The 23,900-nt window shown below is 35.6% G+C and carries 19 protein-coding genes; 5 read left to right on the plus strand and 14 right to left on the minus strand.

Annotated features, from left to right (window positions below):
- Window positions 1-61: 61 nt before the first annotated feature.
- From BN2390_RS14945 to BN2390_RS14965, 5 genes are all read right to left on the minus strand, one after another.
- On the minus strand, window positions 62-3,943 hold the full coding sequence (locus BN2390_RS14945) for a glycoside hydrolase domain-containing protein (RefSeq protein ID WP_053985118.1): 3,882 nt from the start codon (window positions 3,941-3,943) through the stop codon (window positions 62-64).
- Window positions 3,944-4,189: 246 nt separating this feature from the next.
- A complete protein-coding gene (locus BN2390_RS14950; protein ID WP_053985119.1) occupies window positions 4,190-5,416 on the minus strand; it encodes an alpha-L-fucosidase in 1,227 nt (408 codons plus the stop codon).
- Window positions 5,417-5,434: 18 nt separating this feature from the next.
- Complete coding sequence (locus BN2390_RS14955) at window positions 5,435-6,292, minus strand: carbohydrate ABC transporter permease (RefSeq protein WP_198524922.1); 858 nt, start codon at window positions 6,290-6,292, stop codon at window positions 5,435-5,437.
- An 11-nt stretch (window positions 6,293-6,303) separates the two neighbouring features.
- Window positions 6,304-7,203 carry a carbohydrate ABC transporter permease gene (locus tag BN2390_RS14960; protein ID WP_053986341.1) on the minus strand — a complete coding sequence of 300 codons (900 nt, stop codon included), beginning with the start codon at window positions 7,201-7,203 and terminating at the stop codon, window positions 6,304-6,306.
- A 97-nt stretch (window positions 7,204-7,300) separates the two neighbouring features.
- On the minus strand, window positions 7,301-8,635 hold the full coding sequence (locus BN2390_RS14965; RefSeq protein WP_053985120.1) for an ABC transporter substrate-binding protein: 1,335 nt from the start codon (window positions 8,633-8,635) through the stop codon (window positions 7,301-7,303).
- Between the two features lie 198 nt (window positions 8,636-8,833).
- On the opposite strand from BN2390_RS14965, the gene BN2390_RS14970 reads away from it, so the two are divergent.
- The 4 genes from BN2390_RS14970 (at window position 8,834) to BN2390_RS14985 (ending at window position 14,007) form a co-directional block, all read left to right on the plus strand.
- Entirely contained in the window at window positions 8,834-9,580 is a 747-nt protein-coding gene (locus BN2390_RS14970; protein ID WP_053985121.1) for a DeoR/GlpR family DNA-binding transcription regulator, read from the plus strand.
- A gap of 96 nt (window positions 9,581-9,676) precedes the next feature.
- Window positions 9,677-10,468 (plus strand): SDR family oxidoreductase UcpA, encoded by a 792-nt coding sequence (ucpA, locus tag BN2390_RS14975; RefSeq protein WP_053985122.1) that lies wholly within the window; start codon window positions 9,677-9,679, stop codon window positions 10,466-10,468.
- 258 nt (window positions 10,469-10,726) lie between these two features.
- Window positions 10,727-11,572: an alpha/beta fold hydrolase gene (locus BN2390_RS14980; RefSeq protein ID WP_053985123.1), complete on the plus strand. Its 846-nt coding sequence runs from the start codon at window positions 10,727-10,729 to the stop codon at window positions 11,570-11,572.
- 419 nt (window positions 11,573-11,991) lie between these two features.
- The gene (locus BN2390_RS14985) at window positions 11,992-14,007 is read left to right on the plus strand and encodes a type 2 periplasmic-binding domain-containing protein (protein ID WP_053985124.1); all 2,016 of its coding nucleotides are present in this window, start codon (window positions 11,992-11,994) and stop codon (window positions 14,005-14,007) included.
- 67 nt (window positions 14,008-14,074) lie between these two features.
- Here BN2390_RS14985 and BN2390_RS14990 read toward each other — a convergent pair whose 3' ends face one another.
- The 6 genes from BN2390_RS14990 to BN2390_RS15015 form a co-directional block, all read right to left on the minus strand.
- Window positions 14,075-15,109, minus strand: coding sequence for a patatin-like phospholipase family protein (locus tag BN2390_RS14990; protein WP_053985125.1), 1,035 nt, complete (start codon window positions 15,107-15,109; stop codon window positions 14,075-14,077).
- Window positions 15,110-15,249: 140 nt separating this feature from the next.
- Window positions 15,250-15,954: an ABC transporter ATP-binding protein gene (locus BN2390_RS14995; RefSeq protein ID WP_053985126.1), complete on the minus strand. Its 705-nt coding sequence runs from the start codon at window positions 15,952-15,954 to the stop codon at window positions 15,250-15,252.
- Between the two features lie 12 nt (window positions 15,955-15,966).
- Window positions 15,967-16,728: an ABC transporter ATP-binding protein gene (locus BN2390_RS15000; RefSeq protein ID WP_053985127.1), complete on the minus strand. Its 762-nt coding sequence runs from the start codon at window positions 16,726-16,728 to the stop codon at window positions 15,967-15,969.
- Window position 16,729: 1 nt separating this feature from the next.
- The gene (locus BN2390_RS15005) at window positions 16,730-17,704 is read right to left on the minus strand and encodes a branched-chain amino acid ABC transporter permease (protein ID WP_053985128.1); all 975 of its coding nucleotides are present in this window, start codon (window positions 17,702-17,704) and stop codon (window positions 16,730-16,732) included.
- A gap of 9 nt (window positions 17,705-17,713) precedes the next feature.
- A complete protein-coding gene (locus BN2390_RS15010) occupies window positions 17,714-18,616 on the minus strand; it encodes a branched-chain amino acid ABC transporter permease (RefSeq protein ID WP_053985129.1) in 903 nt (300 codons plus the stop codon).
- 98 nt (window positions 18,617-18,714) lie between these two features.
- Window positions 18,715-19,866 carry an ABC transporter substrate-binding protein gene (locus BN2390_RS15015; protein WP_198524924.1) on the minus strand — a complete coding sequence of 384 codons (1,152 nt, stop codon included), beginning with the start codon at window positions 19,864-19,866 and terminating at the stop codon, window positions 18,715-18,717.
- A 276-nt stretch (window positions 19,867-20,142) separates the two neighbouring features.
- On the opposite strand from BN2390_RS15015, the gene BN2390_RS15020 reads away from it, so the two are divergent.
- Complete coding sequence (locus BN2390_RS15020; protein ID WP_053985131.1) at window positions 20,143-21,165, plus strand: ribonuclease H-like domain-containing protein; 1,023 nt, start codon at window positions 20,143-20,145, stop codon at window positions 21,163-21,165.
- Window positions 21,166-21,232: 67 nt separating this feature from the next.
- On the opposite strand, the gene BN2390_RS15025 is transcribed toward BN2390_RS15020, so the two are convergent.
- From BN2390_RS15025 to cmk, 3 genes are read right to left on the minus strand one after another with little or no spacing between them, the layout of a single operon-like run.
- Window positions 21,233-22,000, minus strand: a complete 768-nt coding sequence (locus BN2390_RS15025; protein WP_053985132.1) for a CheR family methyltransferase — start codon at window positions 21,998-22,000, stop codon at window positions 21,233-21,235.
- 20 nt (window positions 22,001-22,020) lie between these two features.
- On the minus strand, window positions 22,021-22,854 hold the full coding sequence (ispH, locus tag BN2390_RS15030) for a 4-hydroxy-3-methylbut-2-enyl diphosphate reductase (RefSeq protein ID WP_053985133.1): 834 nt from the start codon (window positions 22,852-22,854) through the stop codon (window positions 22,021-22,023).
- Between the two features lie 11 nt (window positions 22,855-22,865).
- Window positions 22,866-23,888 carry a (d)CMP kinase gene (gene cmk / locus BN2390_RS22350; RefSeq protein WP_082238805.1) on the minus strand — a complete coding sequence of 341 codons (1,023 nt, stop codon included), beginning with the start codon at window positions 23,886-23,888 and terminating at the stop codon, window positions 22,866-22,868.
- Window positions 23,889-23,900 lie beyond the last annotated feature (12 nt).

Consider the following 23,900-nt stretch of genomic DNA (forward strand, 5'->3'; position numbering starts at 1 on the left):
ATATGATATAGTGTGGCATCTCCTTGTTATAGCCATCTCTTTATAACCCCTATAGATTACTTTACTTATTCTTAATTTTCATTGCTACTTCTACTAAATCTTTAATATCAATAATTCCATCCTTATTGATATCTACATGTTTAATTGCATTCCAGTTAGGATCTGAGTTTACTTTTCTGTAGTAGTATGCTATAAGAGCAAGGTCGGCTACATCTATTGTGCTATCCTTATTAACATCTAAAATATCTCCTGGTTGTAGATCATTTTCAATGATAATTGTATGTTCTTTTGCTTCTAGCGTTTCTGCATTACTTCCTACTACATCCCCTTCTTTGATAACACCTACACATCCTGCCACTTGCATCTTTGTACTTTTCTTACTCTCTTCTTTTACCTTAAAATTAAGATTCATAAGTAATTTATCCGATGACACACCACCATCTGGCGTCACAGTAAAGATGTGTAGTAATCCTTCTGTTGTCTCATCATCTATTAGCACCTCTACGGTATCATTTAACATTTCATACCCTACATATTCTACAAGTCCCTTGTCATAGGTGACATAGATTTCTTGAGCATAGATTGCCTTATCCTTTGCATCAATCCCAATACCTAATTGGTAGTCCTCACCTGCATATACCTTTTCTTCGCCAACTGTATAAAATACTGGTGCTTCACTTATAATCACAAGAGACTCTTTTGCTCTAGTTAAAGTTGCAAATGCATCAGCTACTTCTCCCTGCGTCGCATAAATATTTTGCATGCATATTTTTGCTTCTTGAAGTGCCTTATTCAACACTTCTACACTGGGTTTAGTGTATATAGAAGTATCCATTCCTTCGACTTCCTCTATAAGTGCTAGCAATGCAGTCTTATCTACTTCTTCTGGAATAATTTGTGGAGCACTCATCACTTCAAACTCATGTAATAAAATAGCTGTATGTCCAGCACTTGCATTCTTTGGCATCCAAATGCGTACATATTTTGCATCTACCTCATCAAATACAAACTCTGATTTGCCATTTACATGATTGGTTTGTGTTGCAACAGTTTGGAAACTTTCTTCCTCTCCTGTTGTAGATACTTGGATTTCATAAGTATTAGGTACATAGGTCGTGCCCCATCCATTCCAATATAAATTCACTGTATCAATACGTGTCACCTTATCTAATTCTACTTGAATCCATAAGTTACTTTCTCTGTAATTATTTACATTCGCATCATTTGACCATGCTAATTTTGATGTTGTATCTGTATTTCCATTAACTACATATTCTGTAAGGTAGCCATTAGCTGTATCCGTACTACTTGCTACTACATTTTTGCCTAATGCTACATTAGTAGCTGGTATTGTTTCACCAGGTATTTTTTCAAATACAGCTGCTACAATAATATCTTTATCAATGGCTTCTATGATATAGGTATTATTTGTGACCGGGTACTGCATACCATTAATATTTAATGCTTTACAATAATAACCTGTTTCTGGCACTGCTGTAATAGTTACTTCTTTACCTCTTTTTACACTGTCGCCACTTTCGATGATTATACCCTCACTACTTGCTACTAATACGCCCTGATCACTAGCAAGTAAATCCACCTTAGCAATGGCACTTGAACCATCTTCTTGAAGGGTGTGTACCATAAAAGCATCTAGTAACATTTGTGTTTTAGAATCACCATTTACAGTACGAATATTTGTCATACGTATACGGTAGTCCCCATATTCTAATCCTGTTTTCTTATATGGAAAATAGAATGGTTTTGTGCTTTGGGATAGACAGCTCACTACTGTACGTTCTATCTCTTGTGTTGTTCCATCTTCTAGTATTTGATAAAGCTCTACTAATATATCACCTTTATTGCCTCTTTGTTCACTCATAATTTCAATACCAGTTCCCGTGAAATCTAGCTCAGCCGATCCCCCATAGCTTCCCACTGGTCCAGAATAGTTTTGGAAATGCACAGATTTACGGTAAGATTCTGTTTCACTAGAATGTGCATACTTTTCCATATCCGTATACTTAATTGCTGGGTCAAGATTATCTACATAATAGGCTCCAAGTGGTGGTTGTGGTGCCACTACAGTGCCTGGTACTCCTACATTAGGTACCTCTATGTCAGCATTTCCACTTGCTAAATGTAGCATTGCATGACGTAATGCACGATAATCCTCTATATCTTGTAGATAGGTTCCATTTGGATGAGAAACAGCTCTATCTAAAATTTCTTGTGTTTTCACATCATCTGTTTGCTTGGCTAATTGGAATAGTTCCCAATCCTCTATCCCATCTCTTTGTCCTTCATAACGAATACTACTTAAAATATCATTCTTCTCCACATCTGGATAAACCATATAACAATCGCCATCATCTGCATATCCTATATTCCACACATTAAATGCCCAGTGCAAATAGCCCGTCGCATTGACCTGTGCTTCATACCAAAAGAGCATGGGATAAGTTGTATCAGGTTGCCCCACAAAACGATTTAACCACGGCTTAGTTGGCGATACACATACATACACCCAGAAATCTTGCCCTTGATCTTGAAGGTTCTGATAAATACCTTCGTTGCCTGGAATAAATTTTAGTTGTGGCACTTGTATATCTGTATAATCTGTATAAGGTTTATTACGTGTAGCTCCCGTCATATCTGCATCAAATATCTTTACATTTTTAATTGCTTCCCCTGTTTCATTTCTAACAACTAAGTATTCTCTTGTAAGCTGTGCATAATATACCCATAAATTAGTTGCTGTTGGCTCATCATAAAGTTGTTGTGACCAAATATCAAACAAGGTTTCTTTATCTGTACCAGCAAACTGAGGATACTTTGTAATATCATAGGATTCAATGTGTTGGGCTAAGGCTGGTAGGTATTGTTTATACCAATTATCTTTTTCTTTATCTAATCCATTACCCATAGAGTATCTATCCCAGGTAAATACAGCATTTCCATTCCCATCGTCTTTCAACATAACATCTTTTTCATGATAGCCATAGTGAATATTCGCAATGCTCGTCATGCCATTACTTAGCCATAAATCAATATACTTATCAAATAAAGTCCAGTCAAAAGTATAAGTGCCCTTTTCATCTATTGTTGTATCCGCTGCATCTAGCATAGCTACAGTATGTATCAGTACAGAATTTTGACGATGCTCAATCATACTCTGAGCCCAATTATTAACAATTTCATAGAAGTCTGTACTAAAATCTAGTCCTTCTGGTGTTCTTATAACATCCTCTACTTCATAATAAGTTTTAAATACATTCCATTCTGTATAGTACCCCTGCACAATATCGCTCATCCAATTGTAGTAGGTAAATCCTGCATCCTTTATCTTCGGAACCGTTGCACTAAATACTTCAACTTCTATTGGTACTTCAATATCTCCTAATGTTGTTTCAACCACAGCCATTCCCGTATATGTTCCTGGCATTATTCCTTCTGGAATATAGGCTTTAATATAAATGGGTTGATTTTTTCCTTTTGTTACTTCTATATCCTTAGCATTTGATAGAGGATCTGGTATGCCACTATACGGATAGAGTGGTTTACCATGTTGTCCCCATTGTCCCGCTGTATTGGTTAACATATCAAATTGATAAAGTGCAAAATTATAGCTTAAATTTGAACTTTCAATTGTTTGTACGCCATTTGTTAAATCGGATAACCGTACATTGTTAATGGTAAAACCTTGTGTCTCTGATTTTAAAACAATTTGCCCTGTTTCCCATTCGTTACGTGCTGCTTGCAACTTAATCTCTCTATTAGGAGTTACCGGAGCCGCTTGTGTATCATAATACCTGGTTAATCCATCTCCTATCCAATAAGTAAGATCAACTGTATCCGCATAGACAACTCCCCCTAGACTTGTGCATGTCATAAACGCTGCTACTGTTGCTGCTACTATTTTTTGCTTCATTCTTTTTACCATTTTACATCCCCTTCCTTTTTACCTTCAATTTGTACAGTAACCTCTAAAATAAGTGCTCATATGTTTTATGGAGTACTATTCTTCCTAATTTTACCAATTATTTACTTTTCATACCATATTTTGAATCTTACTTGATATCTCTTCTCCTTCATGGCTACTTTCTTTTCAGTTGCGTTCAGTTTTGTTCATTTATATTAGGAGCACACTAAAGCCCCCAAACTTTAAGTTTGAGGGCTTTTATAATGCTTATTTATTCTCTTTATTAAATACAGCTACACGAATAACCCAACTTTCTCCATATTGGAAAGGTGTAGGTTCTATAACTAACAACCCTTTTTCTCTATCTTGTGCAAATGCTACAGATGCTTCATTATCTAGCCATTTACCTTCTTTAAGTTCATGCTGTACATTGGTAAAAGTACTATATTGACGTTCGGTGAGCTTAATCACATTTTGATCTCCCCATGTAGGAATATCATGTAAGAACAAATAGACCTTATCTTTTGTTTCTAAAGCAAAATCTTTGCCATAACCTTTGATCGCACATACCTGTCCTTCAAAAAATGCATCTTCGTTCTTTTGCACCCATTTGCCTATTGCTTCTAAATAACCTTCATGCAATAAAGGCTGACTGCCATCTAACTTTGTAAAAATCCCAAGAAGGAAGTTTCCACCTACTCTTCTACAAGCAACCATGGCTTCTAAAATCTGCTTCATAGACTTGACATTGATATCTGTTGCAATGCCCCAATGTTCACATATCGGGTAACACATCTCACCCATATACTCTTTTTCCATCTCACTACAGTCTAGTTTTTGTGGATGACCTTGCTCAAAGGTTACACAATCTATTTCTTCATGTCCAAATACCCCTTGGGCTTCTAATCCCGTATTATTAATAATGATTGCATGAGGTTGATATTTACGTATAATTCCATAAAGTACATCAAGCTCCCATGCACCTGCAGGCTTACTCCAGTTACCATCTAACCAAAATCCACCAATTTCTCCGTAGTGACAACAAAGAATTTCTATAGAATCTCTTAAATACTGTAAGTATGCTGGAAAATCTCTATCAAAATCAGGATGATGCCAATCTACCGTTGTATGATATAAAAATGGCATAATATCCGCTTCATGACATGCATCTACAAATTCTTTTACAATATCTTTTCCATTTGGTGTATGCATCACATCATAATCTGTCAATCCACGGGTATCATATAATGAAAAACCGTCATGATGCCTGGTTGTAAATGTGATATACTTTGCACCTGAAATTTTAGCAGCATGGATTACTTTCTTTGCATCAAAACTACTATAATCTAGTTCCAATGCCTTTTTTTCATAGTTTTCTGGGTCATGTTGTCTTAAATTCATTACCCATTCACCATTCTCATATTGTACATAAGCACCATAATGTACAAATAGGCCAAATCCACGCTTTTGAAATTGTTTAATTCTTTCTTCCATTTTTTCCTCCTATTTTATCTAGCCTTTTACTCCGCCACCTGTTACACCTGCTATAATCTTATCTGATAAGAATAAATAGAGAATAAAAGTTGGCAAAAATACAATAACTACTGCTGCAAACATAGCTGCCCAATCTCCTGAGTACTTCATAGATTGCACCATAGAGTACAACCCTACTGCTACTGGCTTTAGCTTAACATCGTCAATCAATATGTATGAAATAAAATACTCATTCCAGATAGTAATAAAGTTAAATACAAGCAAAGTGATTACACCTGGCTGTGCTAATGGAAACATAATACTCCAAAATGTTTTAATAGGTCCACATCCATCTATAGCTGCCGCTTCTTCAAAATCTCCTGGCAATGATTGAAAAAAGCTATAAAGGAAAAATACTGTAAAAGGAACCGTCATACAGATGTATAAGAAAATAATTGTTATTCTATTATTCGTTACACCCAGTTTAGAAAGTGTTGAGTAAAGAGGTAAGATGATCATAATAACCGGAATACTCATACCTACTACAAACATATTAAGACATAAGCTTCTTCCTTTAAAACGTGCTCTCGCTAATGCATAAGAGGCTGGTGCACCTACCAAAATGACCCCAATACTTGCTACACATGTATAAATGACTGAGTTCATAAAGTACTTTGCAACATTATGTGAAAAGAGTGCATTCTTATAGTTTACAAAGTTTATCCCACTTTCAAATTTCAACATAGTTCCATTGAATATTTCTTTTGTTGTGGAGAAGGAAGCTAAAACAACCCAACCTATCATGATAAAAATAAAAACGGTCCATACTATGAGCAGGAGATAAGCTGGAGCCAATGCAAGTTGTTTTTTTTCTTTCATTTTTATTAAGTTTTTCATGTGCTTCCCCCCTAGAATTCAATTTCTGAATCTTTTAATACAAAGTTTACAATACTAAACACAATCACAATAATAATTGATAAAACAACGCCAATGGCTGCACCTGCTCCAACATTGATCTCCGTTGTTCCCCGACTTCCACCAAATACTAATTGATACATATAGACCATTGGTGTAATCGTTCCTTCTGATAAGTCAAATGGCGTAAATACTTGTGTCCAAATAAAGAAACCAACTACAATAACTGTCCATAGCGTAATAACTGATTTAATAACATCTTTTAACAAGGGTAAGCTAATAGAGAAAAATCTACGCCATACACCAGCACCTTCTATCATGGCTGCTTCATAGTAGGTATCCGGTATACGTTCAATACCTGCTATGAAAATTAACATAAAGTACCCTACAATCCCAAAGGAAAAAGCAACTACCATACACATAAAGATATTTTGAGGTGATGTCCATTGTGCATTAACCATCTTTTCAATTCCCAATAACTTACCTATTGATTTGAGTAACCCAAACTTTGCACTATATACGTATTGCACCCACATGGTCCCTAATGCAACTGCTGATACAACATTAGGTAAATAAATAATCGCACGCCAAAACCCCTTAAGTTTCACACCAGATGTCAATATAATGGCAAATAGCATAGCAAATAGCAAAGATAAAACACCACCAATACTCCAGATCCCTGCAATATTTCGAAGAGAAATTCTAAACATACGTGATGCAAAAAGGGTTTTATAATTATGAATCCCTATCCATTTCCAACTAGAAATGGGGTCTGCAATATTATTTACCTGACTAAAGCTCATACCTGTTGTTACAATGATGGGATATAAAAACATAATGATAAAGCATATTAAAGCTGGAGCTAAAAATATACAGAGTGTCTTTTTATCCATTTTCATTTTAATCACTCTCCATTTTACCCTTTTCAAAGAGAAACGTATCAAATGATACGTCTCTTTGAAAAAGTCATTTATTCTATTTAGTCTTGGTTTACATACCAACCATACGATCTACAAATTGTTGTGGTGTGATTTTCCCACTAATTAACTCTGTAAATGCTGCACTAATTGTTGCTGCTAAATCCCCATTATCTTCCATACCACCACTCCATGGTAGCCATTCTTCTGTTCCTATAAATACTTCTTTTGCATCTACTAACTGTGCTGGCCACACACTATTGATACCTGATGGAATACCATAAGTTGCTTCTGCAATTTTCCCATCCCATTCTCCTGTTGTTAAGTAAGCAATGAAGTCAAACGCTGTATCTTGATTTCCACTGTTTTTATTAATATAGAATGCTTGAGAAGCATAGTTAGCTGCTTTAGGATTTCCTTCTCCATTTGGTACACTTGGGAATTGGAATTGCCCCCATGGGAAGTCTGGACCTGTAACAGGCATTAATTCATTAACTAACCAAGTTGCATTAAGATACATAGATGCTGCATTATTTGCTAAGTCTTGTTGACCTGCTGGGAAGATATTAGAACTTACATTTGGATGGAAGTAACCTTTTTGAGCTAGTTCAGCATAAGCTTCTGCCATTTGTAAAACAGCTGGATCTTTCCACATTTCATCATTATTTTCTGTTACTAATTGAGATACCCAATCTCCACCTTTAGCTCTTGCTAAGTAGTATCCTGGTAATGCTAACATATAAGCATCATCTACAGTAAGCGGTGCATAACCTGCTGCCTTTAATTTCTCACAAGCTCCTAAGAACTCCTCCCAAGTAGCTGGTAAGGCAGTGATTCCTGCTTTTTCAAAATGATCTTTGTTGTAGAACATACATTGTACATAAGGTTGATAAGGAATTCCATTTAACTCACCTTCTTTTGAATATACTTTTGCAGTGTCTACAGTTGCTTTTAAAACAACCTCTTCATAAGCTTTTCCATCTGTAGATGGATAACTTTGCTTAAAGTAGTCTGTTACATCTAATACATGGTCGATAGTTGCTGGCAATACCACATTAAGAGGACCATCATAAATGTCTATTTTTTCACCAGCATTTAATTTTGCTGGAATGATTTTGTTAATCTCTCTCCCTTGCCAGTTGATGTTAATTGTTACATTTTCATTTTCTTCCATATATTGCTTAGCTGCTTGACCAATCACTTGTCCCTGAGGCTCTGCTTCATTCCACATAGACCAATAAGTTAGTTCAATTTTATCTGTTGGTGTTGTTGTATCTACTTTCTCTGTAGTAGTGGTCGTTGTTTTTTCTGTTTCCGTCGTAGTGGCTGGTTTTGGTTCTGTTGTACTACATCCCACTGCTCCTGCTGATATACAAACTGCCATTCCTAATGCAAAAAACTTTCTCATTACTATTCCCCCTCTGAATTTGTGTTTTTACCTAGTTAATTTGTACTTATACAGCTCTTTTTTGGTAATTATGTATGTGTTGAAATTATACCAATATCGTTCTATTTTTGATATACTTTGCATACAATTTGACTATTTGCTACTTATAATTGTATAATTAGTTCAGAATCATTCATTTTTGTTCAGGAGGTATATTACATGCAACGTAGTGAAAAGATTTTAGACTTACTAGCAATACATAGAACCATGTCCATTCATCAACTTAAGGAAGAACTTTTTTGCAGTACTTCTTCTTTACGTCGTGATTTAATTGACTTAGAGGCAACAGGTTCTATTCGACGTATTAGGGGAGGCGCTACCTTAGTAAGTGGGACAAATTTCGACTACTCATCTCAATTTAGAAATAATCTTCAAGTTAAAGAAAAAGAACATATTGCAGATATTGCACGTGATTTTGTAACCAATGGCATGTCTTTATTCTTAGACTCTAGCAGCACCGTTATAAAACTTTGTCCTTATTTAGACGAATTACGCAATATAACAGTTGCCACTAACGGCCTACATACCTCTTTACTTTTAGGTAACTCTACTCATATTAATACCTTTATTACTGGTGGGCAGCTACTTAATCGCTCTGCTACCCTATTAGGAGAAGAAGCAACTGATTGGATTACTCATATGAAAGCAGATCTTGCCTTTATTTCTTGTAGAGGCGTAGATGCTGATGGTATTTATGATGCAGATATTCGACAAGCCAAAATTAAACAAGCTATGTTAATGAATGCTAAAAAAACAATTCTACTCGTTGACCATACAAAAATAGGCACCCACTTTTTTCATCGAATCTGTACCTTCTCTCAGCTACATGCAATTGTTACAGATCAAGAACCTTCGGAAACACTCAAGCTGGCAATAGAAAACCAAGGCTGCCTACTGCTTTATTAATGCAATTTATGACATCTATACAAGTAAAGGTAGCTTGCTAATCCACTCAATTATTGTTAGACTATTCTATATAATATATCAAAAGAGGTGTATGTGATGGGTAAATTAAGCGGAAAAGTAGCTTTTATTACAGGTGCATCAAATGGTATCGGAAAAGGTATTGCTGAAGTCTATGCTAAGCATGGTGCTAAGCTTATTTTAGTGGATATTTCTGATAAAATTCTTGATGTAGCTAACACTTTAACTCAATCAGGCTTTGAAGCAACAGGAATTATAGCCGACGTTACTAAACTTCAAGATCTTATAATCGCAGTTGATAAAGCGAAACAAATCTATGGTACTATTCATGTGTTGGTTGCCAATGCTGGTGTCTGTAGACTTGGTAACTTCTTAGAAATGAGTGATAAGGATAGAGATTTTCATATTGATATCAACATCAAAGGGACTTGGAATACAGTTAAGGCAGTGTTACCTGAACTTTGTACCCATCCAAGTGCAAGTATTGTCATCACTTCTTCTGTAACAGGTGATATGGTAGCGGATCCTGGTGAAACCGCTTATGCACTAAGTAAAGCTGCTCTTATTGGCTTTACTAAATCCCTTGCTGTAGAGTTTGCTCCACAAGGTATTCGTGTTAATGCTATTTGTCCAGGCTATGTGCGAACACCTATGGCAGAATCCATCGCCCAACAATCAAATCCTTCTGATCCCGAATCTGTTCTTACTGAAATGGCAAAGGCTATCCCACTAAGGCGTCTCGCCACTCCACAAGAAGTTGGTGAATTAGCTGCTTTCTTAGGTAGTGACGAGTCAAGTTATTTAACAGGTACTCAAAATGTTATTGATGGTGGAAGCACCTTACCCGAATCTGTAAGCGTTGGCATCTAAGTATATATTAAGATTTTTATTTTATATGTAATTGCACTCCTTTTGTTTGTAGAATGATTACAACGTAGCAGTTTGTTAAGTAAACTTTATTTGAGCTTATATAGAATCTATGTATTTTAGATTCTATATAAGCTTTCTTTTTATAATCTCCCCTACCTATTCAATCTAGTTTTTTTTTACTATGCTATACTAGAAACACAATGTTTTAATTACCTACTCTATACTTACGATTCTCAATTCTCAAAGGAGGAAATTACTTTGAAAGAACAATATATCACTACTTCCTATGGTAGGATTCATCTCTATAGTAGAGGTAATGGTCCAAAGGCACTTGTACTCCTTCATGGAGCTGGCTGTGACAGTGCCATGCTTTCTTGGCGTGAAATCATGGAAGCCTTTCCTAATGACTATACCATTTATGCACCTGATCATCTTGGCTATGGACTTAGTGACAAACCAACAAATCTCATTGGTACAGCTTTTTATTCTACTCATATTGGTTGTCTAAAGGAAATTGTAGACGCTCTAGGATTAGATCAATTTGCTCTAGTTGGACTCTCTATGGGTGGTGCCATTGCTATTGGCTTTGCCTTACAATATCCAAGAAGGGTCAAATATCTAATTCCTGTCGCTTCATGGGGACTTTCACCTAGGTTTCCCTTCCAAAAAGTCGCTAACTGGTATATTTACAAAACTAATGGTACACTTTATCAATATAACTGGCTTGTTAAGCGTAAACACCTAGCTAAATATTTTATTGGTTACTCCCTTATAGGAAACAGAAAAAATATTACAGCACCACTTATTGACGAAGTCTTACAAGCTTGTGCTCGTGATGGTGCCGGTAAATCCATGCAAGATTTTCAACGTAGCTCTTGTAGTAAAACAGGTACTCTCCCCTTTTATAGTGATGAACTCAAAAGATTAAGGATGCCTGTTATTTTCTTTGCCGGCGAAAAAGATCCTCTTGTTCCTTTAAAAGATATTAAGGCTGCACTCAAAAAGGTTCCCAATGGCAAACTCTATATTTTTCCCAAATGCAAACATTGGGCTATCAAAGAAAACCCTCATGCTTTCGTAGAAATCATTCAAAAGTATTACTAACCTCAAATAGCCCACACCATTCAACATCTTTGTCGAAATGTGTGGGCTATTCTCTATCCAATGCTTTTTAATAAATACAACTTTTAAATAGTTGCCTTCTCCGTTAAAAACACCAAAAGCTCTTGTTGCATCATCTTGGTAAAGTTATTTTCTAAGTGCTAGCGCTTTTTAAAATTTTTCTTTATAAGAAATCACCCAATTATAACCTTTATTTGTTACTTAACTTTTTTATACCTCTTTCACTTCAAAAACATATTGCACAAATTTTTAAATAATATATTTACTTTTTTATTAACTTTGTGTTAATATATTTTTATTAAATTATAAATTTAATATTATTTAATAAATTAGTATAAATTAATATTAATTTTTAGTTTAATTTAACTGCATTTCAATTTTTAAATTTAGGGGGAAGCAACGTGTTTAAAAAAATGAGACGTATTATGGGGTTAACTTTAGCATCAGCTGTATTGGTAACAGGCTGTAGTACCAAACAAGCCGTTGAGACAACTACACCAAAAGCTGAATCAAACAAACAGACAGAATCGGCAAATAAATCTGAATCACCTATAGTCATTACCTACGCTTGTACCAACAGGGATCAAAAAGATCCTTATTACAAAGACCCTGTTACTGGTGAATACTACATGAAAGAAAATGAACGCCAAGTCTACATCCAAATCTTAGAAGAAATTAAAGAAGAACTTAATGTAGACCTTCAGTTTGTAGCCATCCCTGGTTTAATCTGGGAAGTACTTCTTCAAAGTGTATTAGCCGGTGATCCTCTCGCTGATCTTGTAGATTTAGAAATCAACTCACAAGGTAGAATCTTAGCTCAAAACGTTATCCAACCTTTAGATGACTATCTTGACTTATTAGGTGATAATCCATCTCCTAAAATCTATGGCAAACACTTCTTCTTAGAGTCAGCAGCAAGTGGCATGGCATGGACACTTTCACCTCTTGTTTACAATATTGATTATATTGAAGCTGTTGAAGCACTCAAAGTGAACGGTGAGACCGTGTATCCAACAGACCTTTTCAATGATGGCAACTGGACATGGAGTGTATTTACCGATTACCTTGCTACAATCGATGCACACTATGCCAATAGTCAAGCACCTGAAAGGCCTGAATATCGCATTGATGCTTTTAGGACAGATTACACAGAGACCCTTATTGAAGCAATCCACGCAAATGGTGGTGCACTTTATGGAGATGAAGGTCTTCAAATTGATACCCCTGAAGTTAAACAAGCTGTTGCTTACGTAGAAGAGTTAATTAACAAAGGCTTACTTAAAGCTAATATTATAGAAGGAACAAGTAACACACCTTGGGCCTCTCAAGCAACCAACTTCAACCTGGGCGAAACAGTTTTTACTGAAATTGAAGACTGGCGTTTAGGTGAAGCTGCTAGTAAAGCTGCTGATCGTGGTCAATCTATAGGATTTATCCCATTCCCAAGACCAGATCATATGGCAGCAGATGATCCTAACTACCAACCTTCTGTAACAAAAGGTAGTAGTACAATCATTCCAAAAGGTATATCTGAAGAAAAAATTCCAATTGCCATCGCTACCTATAACCTTTTTACTGAAAAAGTTACCAAGGCAAAAGCAGAACTTAAAGCTGCTTTAGGGGAAGACGATACAAAAACCTTAAAAGGTACTGATATTTTCCATGAAAAAATTGGTGCCGATACTGCAGAAATCTACAATAACTGGTGTGCTCCTGTAAACGAATATAGTATCATGGTTGGTGTGTACTGGAACTTCATGGAGATTGCAGGTGATTCTCTATGGGGAGCTAATGGTTCTCCAAGATTCGATGTGGCTTGGGAATCTAATAAAAACAAGATTACAGATAAACTGTCTACCATTGAAGCCCTTTTAAATACAGAAGAAATCAAAGATAACATCTCTCCACAAGTTGACAAAACAGCAGAAGGAGTATTCTCTATTCCTGTAGGTACAAATCCGAGTACACTCACTTGGACTGATAAGTTCAGTGCAACAGATAATTTAGATGGTCCACTTGATATTACCACTGCTACCTTTGACACAAGCCTTACCGATTTCAATACAGTAGGTATGTACAAAGACGGCATTGTTGTAACAATCAATGACGCCTCAGAAAATACAGGCAAAGCTAAAGCTAATATCTTTGTTTACGACCCAGCCAACAAAGAAGCACCTGTCCTTACACTCAAAGAAGAATACAGAAGTATCAGCCTTGATGAAGACACTTCTAAAATCAACTGGAACGACTTTGTAGAATCTGCTGTTGATGCAGACGGTCTCAATGTTCTATCAACAATCACTGCAGATCTCAGCACTTTAGATCCAACTACTAAAGGTGACTATACCATTGGGCTTACTGTAACAGACTTCGCTAATAATAGTACAAGTACAGAATTAGTACTCTCTGTAAAATAAATATTCAAAGATAGAAAAGGCTGTTGTTACAATTCACCTATTGGTTTGATTGTAACAACAGCTTTTTCTATCTTTGAATACTCAATCTTGACCTATTACTTTCTTTAACCCATCTGGCTGCTATCTTTCTTAATTCCTTTTCATTTTCTTTCACCAACTGTTCTCCAATGGCTTTTAGATTTTGCATATTCTTCTCATCTACATTATCCATCTGTGCTAATTCTTTTTCTGATTTGCTTAGATAAGTTTGGACACGCAAATAATCTTTAACATTTCCTCCTGCTTCATACATAACTTTTATTTGATAATCAACTGTCTCTGCTACCCCTCCTAAGAGAATAGAAAATAAAGGTCTAGCCCATCCTGCTCCTCCCCAGTTTTTAGCTTCAGAATAAGGGTAAGGTTGTAAAATGGCTCCTGTTCCAAGTGAAAAAATAGAATAGTTATCTCCTCTATCCCTAGAAAGTTTGCTAGCTTCTGCATAGGCACAAAGTGTGGGGTTATTGGCAAATACACCACCATCTATTAAAGAATAGTTCTCTCCTTTAGAATCTCGGATAAGAGCTGGCTGAAAATACGTAGGTGCTGCACTCGTTGCTTGTATAACATCTTTTACAAAGAAATCACCTTCATCACTGCGATAAGGGTCTAATTGATTAAATAGAACAGCCTGCCTCCTCTCAATATCATAAGAACAAATGAGACAAGGACGAATAAGCTCACTTAGTTTGATCTCTCCTAAAATACTATTTAACAGCTCTAAGTAACCTTTATTGTTATATCTTGCATTAGCAAGACCAAATACTGCATAGAGACTATGCCAAAAGCTCTTCTTAAAAATAGTTTGACCATGTTGAAGATAAAAATCCAAAACCTCTTGTGCACTAAACCTAGATTTGGTTGGATTTTTTAAATCTGGGCAAGTATATAGTGCAGTCAAAATCCCACCTGTACTTGTTCCTGCTATTAAGTCTACATAGTCTGCAACACGTGTTTCACTATTTCCACTATACTCTTTTAGATAACTTTCAAAAGCTACTAATATTGTTGCAGGAATAATACCTCTTATACCGCCTCCATCTATTGATAGAATTCGAATCATCGTTATCCCTCCCCTGTATTCAGTATATGAAATTAATTAAAAAAAGCTGCCACAAAATTTGTGACAGCCTCTATTTATCTCTATTACATTCCTTCTAAATGTCTTTATAATAGTTATAGACAAAGTTTCTACTTTGAGCATTATGCCCCTAAATAAGCTTTTTTAACTTGAGCATTGTTGAGCAATTCTTTACCTACTCCTGAAAGAACGACTTCCCCAGTTTCTAGCACATAAGCACGATGCGCTATTTGAAGGGCCATATTCGCATTTTGTTCAACAAGTAATACAGTTGTGCCTGTAGTATTAATTTCCTTAATAATATCAAAAATTTCTTGAACAAGAATAGGTGCAAGTCCCATAGAGGGTTCATCCATTAAAACAATTTCTGGACGAGACATAAGTGCACGTGCCATAGCAAGCATTTGCTGTTCCCCACCACTCATGGTCCCTGCTAACTGTTTACGTCTTTCTTTAAGACGTGGGAAACGTGCATACATCTTTTCAATATCTTCACTTATTTGTTTTTTATTGTTGAGAATATAAGCACCTAACTCTAAGTTTTCTTCTACTGTCATTTGAGCAAATACGCGTCTGCCTTCAGGTACATGTGCCATTCCAAGAGGAACCAACTTATGTGCTTCAATATGTGAAATGTCCTGTTCTTTTAAAGTAATCTTGCCCCCACTTGGTTTAAGCATCCCACTTACAGCTTGCAAGGTAGAGGTTTTCCCTGCACCGTTAGCACCGATCAACGTTACAATCTCACCTTTTGTCACTTCAAAAGAGATATTTTTCAAGGCATGGATATTGCCATAATGTACATTTAGATTTTCTACTTTTAACATAGTTACCTCCTTTTAAGCCTGGCCTAAATAAGCTCCAATAACTTTTTCATTATTTTGTACTTCTTCTGGTGTTCCACGTGCAATCACATTCCCATAATCAATAACAACTAAACGTTCACAAATAGACATGACAAGGTGCATATCATGCTCAATAAGCAAAATAGCAATCCCAAATTCATCTCGAATCATTTTAATTGTATGCATTAGCTCGTTGGTTTCATTTGGATTCATCCCCGCTGCTGGCTCATCAAGCAAAAGAAGCTTTGGCTTCCCTGCTAATGCCCTTGCAATTTCTAACTTACGTTGTTTACCATAAGGTAAATTCATACTCAGCTCATTGGCATAACCGTCTAGTTCAAAAATCCTAAGCAATTTCATAGCCTCTTCCTGTAACCATTCTTCTTGCTTTTTGTAACGTGGTAATCTTAAAATCCCTTCTACCGTGTTATAACTTAAGCGGTTATTAAAAGCTACTTTAACATTATCAATAACGGTCATCTGTTTGAAAAGACGGATATTTTGGAATGTACGTGTAATACCTTTCTTTACGATTTGATGGGTTTTAAGTCGATCAATACGTTCACCATCAAATGTAATAGAGCCTTCTGTAGGTGTATAAACACCAGTAAGGAGGTTGAATACTGTAGTCTTGCCTGCGCCATTTGGACCAATAAGTCCTATGAGTTCCCCTTGCTCTATATGTAGGTCTAATTCAGAAACAGGTTTAATCCCTCCAAAGTTGACACTCATTTTATTGACTTCTAATAGTGACATACTATTCCTCCTTTCCTAAGCTTACTGTTTTTTTGAATTTACCTTCTAATCCCACTTTCCCTAAGATACTTTTAAAAGTAATTCCTTTTGCTTTACAAATCATCATTACAACAAGTACTACTGAATAAATAAGCATACGGTATTCTGAAAAAGCACGTAGCATTTCATTTAATATGCCTAAAACAATGGCTGCAATAATGGTACCACTTAAACTGCCCATTCCTCCAAGTACAACGATAATTAAGTACTCAATCGAATTTAAGAATCCAAAGCTACTTGGCGTAAGCCCCTGTAAGTAATGGGCATACAATCCACCACCAATACCTGCAAAAAAGGCGGCAATAGCAAAAGCAAAAGTTTTGTAATAGAACGTTGAAATTCCAATACAATCTGTTGCAATCTCATTTTCACGAATAGCAATAATAGCACGGCCATGTCTGGATTTAATAAGTAAGAATAAAGTTGCTACAATTGCAGCTGTAATAACAAATGTGATTGAAAAATTACTATAACTAGAAATACCTGAAAGACCTTTTGCCCCATTAGTAATTTTAAGGTTATTAAGGACAATACGAATGATTTCACCAAAACCAAGTGTAATAATACCTAAATAATCTCCACGTAGTCTAAGTGCTGGAATCCCTATTAAAACCCCTATAAAAGCAGCAAATACTCCCCCCACAATAAGTCCTATTGGAAACTCAATAAACATAGGCAAATCTAAGTTCATTGTAATAAGTGCAGAAGTATACGCACCAATTGCCATAAACCCTGCATGCCCGAGTACAAGTTCCCCTAAGTAACCTGTTACAAGTGCTAATGAAGTTGCCATAATCACATTAATTAAAATAGAAATAAGTACACCTGTATAGTAGTAATTAATAATGCCTACGCTCATACCAAGCATCAAAAGTGCATAAATCAAGATAGTTCCTATTAAAAAGGTAAGTGTTTTGTTCGTTTTAAGTTTTTCCATTTTTTTCACCTACACTTTCTCTCGTATATTCTTACCTAAAATACCTGATGGTTTAAGTAAGAGTACTAAAATTAAGATTAAGAATAAAATGGCATCTGCCCAAGATGAAGCTTCTGCCCAAAATACAGAGAAAAATCCTTTTGCCAAACTTTCAATAATCCCAAGTAAGAAACCGCCAAGCATGGCACCTGGTATGACACCAATACCACCAAGTACAGCTGCAATAAAGGCTTTAAGTCCAGGCATAACCCCCATTAGAGGTTTAATTTGTGGGTAGGCCATGGCAAAGAGAATCCCTCCCATTGCTCCAAGAGCTGAACCAATTGCAAAAGCAATAGAAATGGTTTTATTAACTGAAATTCCCATAAGTGATGCTGCTTGTGCATCTTCTGATGCTGCACGCATGGCTTTCCCAAGTTTTGTCTTTTTGATGAAAAGTTCTAAAGCAACCATTAATAAAAGAGATAAACCTAAAGAAATCAACATAATCTTACTAATTTGTAGCTGGCCAATTTGAATAGGTTCTAAAGAAATGGTTGGGAAGGGTTTAGAGCTTGCTCCAAATAAAATATTGAATAACGTTTCTAAGAAAAAGCTTACACCAATGGCCGTAATAAGCGCCCACATTCTTGGTGCATTACGAAGAGGCTTATAAGCAATCCTCTCAATCCCCATCCCAATCACTGCACAAGACATCATAGAAATAATAATAGCAACTGGAAGCGGCAAGCCAAATACGGCAATCATGACAAAAGCAATATATGCCCCCACCATCATAATATCTCCGTGTGCAAAGTTTATAAGTTTTACAATCCCATATACCATCGTATATCCTAATGCAATCAACGCATAAATACTACCGATATGTAGACCATTTAATATTTGCTGAATAAAAAGTGTACCATAGTCCATACAAAGTCCCCTCTCCTCTTGATTTTACATAACTCGTGCTAAACTTTTAAAATGTGGGGCTGTTGCACTTATACAACAACCCCTCATCAATCTACTTTCTATTTAACTGCATCTAACTTTTTGTAAAGTTTGTTTTCGCCATTTTCAATGCGAATAACAGATACAGATTTTACTGGGTTTCTGTTTTCATCGAATGTAACATCTCCTGTTACACAAGCTAAAGATGTATTTTGCATAGCTGCTACCACCGCATCCGCTTCTGTTGAACCTGCTGTTTTAATCGCTTCAAGCATAATGCGTGCTGCATCATAACCAAGTGCTGCGAAAGCATTAGGTTCTTCATTGTATTTCCCTTTGTAACTTGTAATGAAGTTTTGTACGATATCAGATGTATCTTCTACCGTATAGTGGTTAACAAAATAGCTGCCTTCTACAACTTCTGGGTTGTTTACAGTTTTTTCTGTTACACCATCCCATCCATCACCACCAATAAGTGTTGCTGTAATACCAATTTCTCTTGCTTGTGTTGCAATATTCGCAATGGTTTCATAGTAATCTGGAATAACAATAACTTCTGGGTTGGCATTTTTGATATTTGTTAAGATAGGTTTAAAGTCTACATCATTACTTCCATATTTTTCAGTTCTAACAATCTCACCACCATTTGCTACAAAAAGCTCTTCGAATGCTTCTGCAATACCTGATGAATAATCAGACTCTGAGTTTACAAGCATTGCAACCTTTGTTGCACTTAGATCTTCTGTTGCAAACTTAGCAAGAAGTTCACCTTGTGCTGGATCTATGTAACATGCTCTAAAAATATTGTTACCAATTGCGGTAATCCCTTCCTTGGTACCTGTTGGTGTAATCATTGGAATGTTTTTTTCTGCTGCTAAGTGAGCAATGGTTTCTGTTGTACTACTAATATCAGAACCAATGAATGCCACGACTTTATCATTTTCTACTAATTTTTTGAAAGCATTGGTTGCATCTTGTTGATTTGCCTTATTATCTTCTAAGATAAAATCAATTTGTTTGCCTAGTATACTACCTGCTGCATTGTACTCTTCAATAGCAAGTTTTGCCCCATTACTTGCTGCAATACCGTATTGTGCACAAGAACCTGTTAAGTCGAAGCTTGCACCAATTCTAATGGTATCTCCATTTCCTCCTGATTGTTGACATCCTACAAAACTCATCGAACTCATCATCATTGCTAATCCCATAGCAAATAATCTTTTTGTTTTCATAATATCCCTCCGTCAATCTTTATATTTATATTTGAAATTATACTTAATATATATTTCAATTTCAAGACAAATTTATAATAAATTTTATATATTTATTCGATTTATGTTAGATATAATTATTTTTAATGAATTAAAAAATATAAAATGCTTCATTTTACAGATAATTCATTTCACCTATATCATTTTTACGTAAACCTTATATTTTTTCTTAATACCTCTTGAAAGCCTTATAAAGTCTTTGTAAAATAAAAATATACAAGAAAGGATGATTCTTTGATGATTTACATAAAAAAGTCTTTACCTGTGACGGATTCTTTCATTTCTAAAGACACTTGCTTTTTAGATTTTGAAACAACAGGTTTATCAAAACAGAATGATCACATTATGTGCATCGGTCTTGCTTCATTAAATGAAGGAGATTTTCTCCTTGAACAGTGGCTCATTGAAAACACTGAAGAAGAAATCAAACTTCTTTATACACTTATGGAAACATTACACAAATTCAATCGTATTTACACTTATGGCGGTAAACATTTTGAATGGCCTTTTCTAACTTTTAAATTAGAAGCTTATGATTTGGATGCTTCTTTTTTAACTGCTTGTCATCTCGTAGATCTTAAGCCATCTAAGGCTAAACGTACCACCTTAGAGTCTCAAGCAGGATTTAAGCGTTTACAAACAAGTACAGGTAAAGAACTAGCAAAACTTGCAAAACTCTCCTTACAAACACCAAGCGAGGCCTATCAAACACTTATCTTAGAACACAACCGAGAAGAACTTTTAAGTTTACAAGCTCTTTTTAACTACTTACAGTTTCTTAAACACTTAAGTAGCAATGACTTAAAAGAAACAGTTCTAAAAGAACAGTCTTTAGTTTTTCGCCTCTCCCCTACACTTACTTACTCAAAATCTTTTGATTTAACGTGTAAGCATGTAGTATGCCACTATGATACAGAACAAAACATTTTTCAGATTCAACTAGAAGCACATCTTCTCACTCTTAAAACTTATTTACCAGCTAAAGACTATTATCTTATTGAAGGTGAACTGATGCACAAATCCCTAGCTAAACTTCTTCCAGCTTCCATGCGCCAAAAGGTTGCAAAAGATCAATGCTATTTAGAACAAGAAGGTTATTATCTCCCTTATACCTTAGAAGAATCTGAACGCTCCTGGCAAGATTGTAACAAGGTATGCTATACTCCATATGATCCAAATACATTTGCACCTCATATTCCTTCCCTTCTTAGACAAATTCTAAAGAGCCTATCTAAACTTACTAGTGATTCACCCCAATAACCAAAAGCCCTACCTTACTCGCGATCGTATGCCAGTAAGATAGGGCTTTTATATTAAAATACTATTTTTATTGTTTTTCATAAAAGAAAATACGATAAGGATTTAGATTAAATTTTTGTGAACCAATGATTTGTTCTGTACTTCCAACAAATAAAATACCTTCTTTATTTAGAGAACGACTAAATTTTGTATAAATATCATTTTTAGCCTCTTCTGTAAAATAAATCAGTACATTACGACATACAATAAGATCTATACGTTCCGGATAAGGATCTTTTAAAAGATCGTGCTGTTGAAATTGAATACATTTTTTGATTTCAGGAGAAATCACGTATTTATCCCCTTCTTGGATGATAAAACGGTCTCGTAAATCTTTAGGTACATTGGTTAAATGTTTATCTATGTACTCGCCAGCTTTAGCTTTGGCAAGTATTTCTTGATCTATGTCTGTAGCAATAATCTTAATTTGATGAAGGGGCATAAACTTGGATAACAACATAGCTAATGAATAAGGCTCATCACCTGTTGAGCATGCTGCACTCCATATCTTAATGCTCCCCTTCTTTTTAAGCAACATGGGAATAATCTCTGTTTCTAATGTGACCCACTGATTGGGATTACGGAAGAACTCTGATACGTTAATCGTAATATAGCTTAAAAATTCATCATAAAGGGTTCTATTCGTTTTAAGTAATGCTAGGTAGTCCTCATATTCTTTACATCCATGCTTACGTATATTAGCATCAATACGTCTTTTCATTTGATTTTCTTTGTAAGCATTTAAATCCACACCGGTAAGCCTTAATATACCTGTCTTAAATTCTGTATAGTTCATGCTCTTCTCCCATGCATCTATTAGATTTGTTCTAGTTTTGTGAGGACTTCATTAATCACATCACTAGGTGTAGAAGCACCTGCTGTTACACCAACTTCTTCTACTCCATCAAACCATTCTTTTTCTAACATAGAAGCATCATCAATACAATGTGTATTCGGACATATGGATTGACAAATTTCATAAAGTTTTTGCGTATTAGAACTCAAACGACTTCCTATTACAACCATAGCATCTACTTGACCAGCTATTTCACGTGCTTCGTCTTGTCTTTCTGATGTTGCGCTACAAATTGTATTGGTAAATTTGATGTCATAACCTGCTTGTTCTAAGGTGTTCACAATTTCGTCTACTACTGCTTTCTTATAAGTCGTTTGTGAAACAACAAAATAGCGTTCTTCTTTACTTAACTTACTTAAGTCTAGTTCATCAATATTTTTTAATATGATACAACCTTCTTTTGTCCATCCATTAATCCCAATAATCTCTGGATGTTTTGCATCACCAATCAAGATAATTTTGTATCCATCCCTTTCATGTCTATTGACAAGCTTATGAATTTTAGTTACATAAGGACATGTGGCATCAACAACATGAATGGCTTTATCGTTCGCTTCTTTATACACATCTTCTGGTACACCATGGGCACGAATAATCACCTGATCCATTGGAATATTGTCTAATTCTTCTACTGAATGAATTCCTTTGTTATGAAGCTTATTAATTACTGCTTCATTATGAATAATATGTCCTAGTGTATAAGTTGTTTTAGTAGCATCTGTATCAAATGCCATATCTACTGCACGTTTTACACCAAAACAAAATCCTGCACTTTTTGCAAGTAAAACTTTCATCTTATCAGCTCCTATTGCTTTTGTTTAAGTAATCCTATGATGTGTTCAACAATTTGCTCTACTGTAAGACTTGTTGTATCTACTTCTACTGCATCTTCTGCCTTTTTAAGTGGTGAAACACTACGATTCATATCTTGATAGTCACGTGCTTCAATTTCTTCTAATAATGTTTCAAAACTTACCTCCATACCTTTTGCTTGGTACTCCATTAACCTTCTTTTTGCACGCTCACTACTAGATGCTGTTAAGAAGATTTTTAATGTAGCATTAGGTAGTACAACTGTACCAATATCGCGTCCATCCATAACAACAGACTTCGTTTGTGCTAATTTTCTTTGCATCTCAACTAAGGCGATACGTACTTTTTCGTAAGTTGCTACTTTAGATGCAGAAGCTGCTACTTCTTGTGTTCTTATGGCTTCACTTACGTCTTCACCGTTTAAGTAAATACGTTGATTCGCATTTTCATAGGTTAAATCAATGTGTATATCTTCTAAAGCTTCATTAACTAAAGCTTCTATTGTATAATCAATACCTCTTTGTATACAGTATAGTCCTACACTACGATACATTGCACCTGTGTCAATGTATGTACAACTTAATTCTCCCGCAATACGTTTAGCAATGGTACTTTTACCTGCACCTGCTGGCCCGTCTAATGCAAGAGAAAAAGTTGCAAGGTCTGGACGTAATTTGCAGGCTTCACCTAAATATTGGTGCCTTGCAGTTTTTTGTGTTACTATGCTGCTTGTACAAATGAGTGCAATACGGATGCAGTGTTCAAGTGAACCCACTACCTCCATCTCTTGCATACACATAAGTGCAGCTTCTGTAATACCTAACTCACGTGCTGCAATAGCTGGATAAGCTGCATCCAAATCTTTTGTGCAAGTAAATGTAATTTGTATAATTTCTTCTATTTTTACCTGATTGGCCATTAATACAGCTTCTAAGAGTGCTTTTGTCTGGCATAGAATAGACTCTCTTGTATTTTCAGCTGTAATAGCACCTCTAATGGCAATAGTATTATTCATCTTATCCCTCTC

The sequence above is a fragment of the Niameybacter massiliensis genome (genome assembly GCF_001282685.1).
Classification (GTDB): domain Bacteria; phylum Bacillota; class Clostridia; order Lachnospirales; family Cellulosilyticaceae; genus Holtiella; species Holtiella tumoricola.

Coding starts and splice junctions, on each gene's coding strand:
- BN2390_RS14945 (WP_053985118.1), bottom strand. CDS start 3,943: ATGGTAAAAAGAATGAAGCAAAAAATAGTAGCAGCAACAGTAGCAGCG.
- BN2390_RS14950 (WP_053985119.1), bottom strand. CDS start 5,416: ATGGAAGAAAGAATTAAACAATTTCAAAAGCGTGGATTTGGCCTATTT.
- BN2390_RS14955 (WP_198524922.1), bottom strand. CDS start 6,292: ATGAAAAACTTAATAAAAATGAAAGAAAAAAAACAACTTGCATTGGCT.
- BN2390_RS14960 (WP_053986341.1), bottom strand. CDS start 7,203: ATGGATAAAAAGACACTCTGTATATTTTTAGCTCCAGCTTTAATATGC.
- BN2390_RS14965 (WP_053985120.1), bottom strand. CDS start 8,635: ATGAGAAAGTTTTTTGCATTAGGAATGGCAGTTTGTATATCAGCAGGA.
- BN2390_RS14970 (WP_053985121.1), top strand. CDS start 8,834: ATGCAACGTAGTGAAAAGATTTTAGACTTACTAGCAATACATAGAACC.
- ucpA (WP_053985122.1), top strand. CDS start 9,677: ATGGGTAAATTAAGCGGAAAAGTAGCTTTTATTACAGGTGCATCAAAT.
- BN2390_RS14990 (WP_053985125.1), bottom strand. CDS start 15,109: ATGATTCGAATTCTATCAATAGATGGAGGCGGTATAAGAGGTATTATT.
- BN2390_RS14995 (WP_053985126.1), bottom strand. CDS start 15,954: ATGTTAAAAGTAGAAAATCTAAATGTACATTATGGCAATATCCATGCC.
- BN2390_RS15000 (WP_053985127.1), bottom strand. CDS start 16,728: ATGTCACTATTAGAAGTCAATAAAATGAGTGTCAACTTTGGAGGGATT.
- BN2390_RS15005 (WP_053985128.1), bottom strand. CDS start 17,704: ATGGAAAAACTTAAAACGAACAAAACACTTACCTTTTTAATAGGAACT.
- BN2390_RS15010 (WP_053985129.1), bottom strand. CDS start 18,616: ATGGACTATGGTACACTTTTTATTCAGCAAATATTAAATGGTCTACAT.
- BN2390_RS15015 (WP_198524924.1), bottom strand. CDS start 19,866: ATGAAAACAAAAAGATTATTTGCTATGGGATTAGCAATGATGATGAGT.
- BN2390_RS15020 (WP_053985131.1), top strand. CDS start 20,143: ATGATTTACATAAAAAAGTCTTTACCTGTGACGGATTCTTTCATTTCT.
- BN2390_RS15025 (WP_053985132.1), bottom strand. CDS start 22,000: ATGAACTATACAGAATTTAAGACAGGTATATTAAGGCTTACCGGTGTG.
- ispH (WP_053985133.1), bottom strand. CDS start 22,854: ATGAAAGTTTTACTTGCAAAAAGTGCAGGATTTTGTTTTGGTGTAAAA.
- cmk (WP_082238805.1), bottom strand. CDS start 23,888: ATGAATAATACTATTGCCATTAGAGGTGCTATTACAGCTGAAAATACA.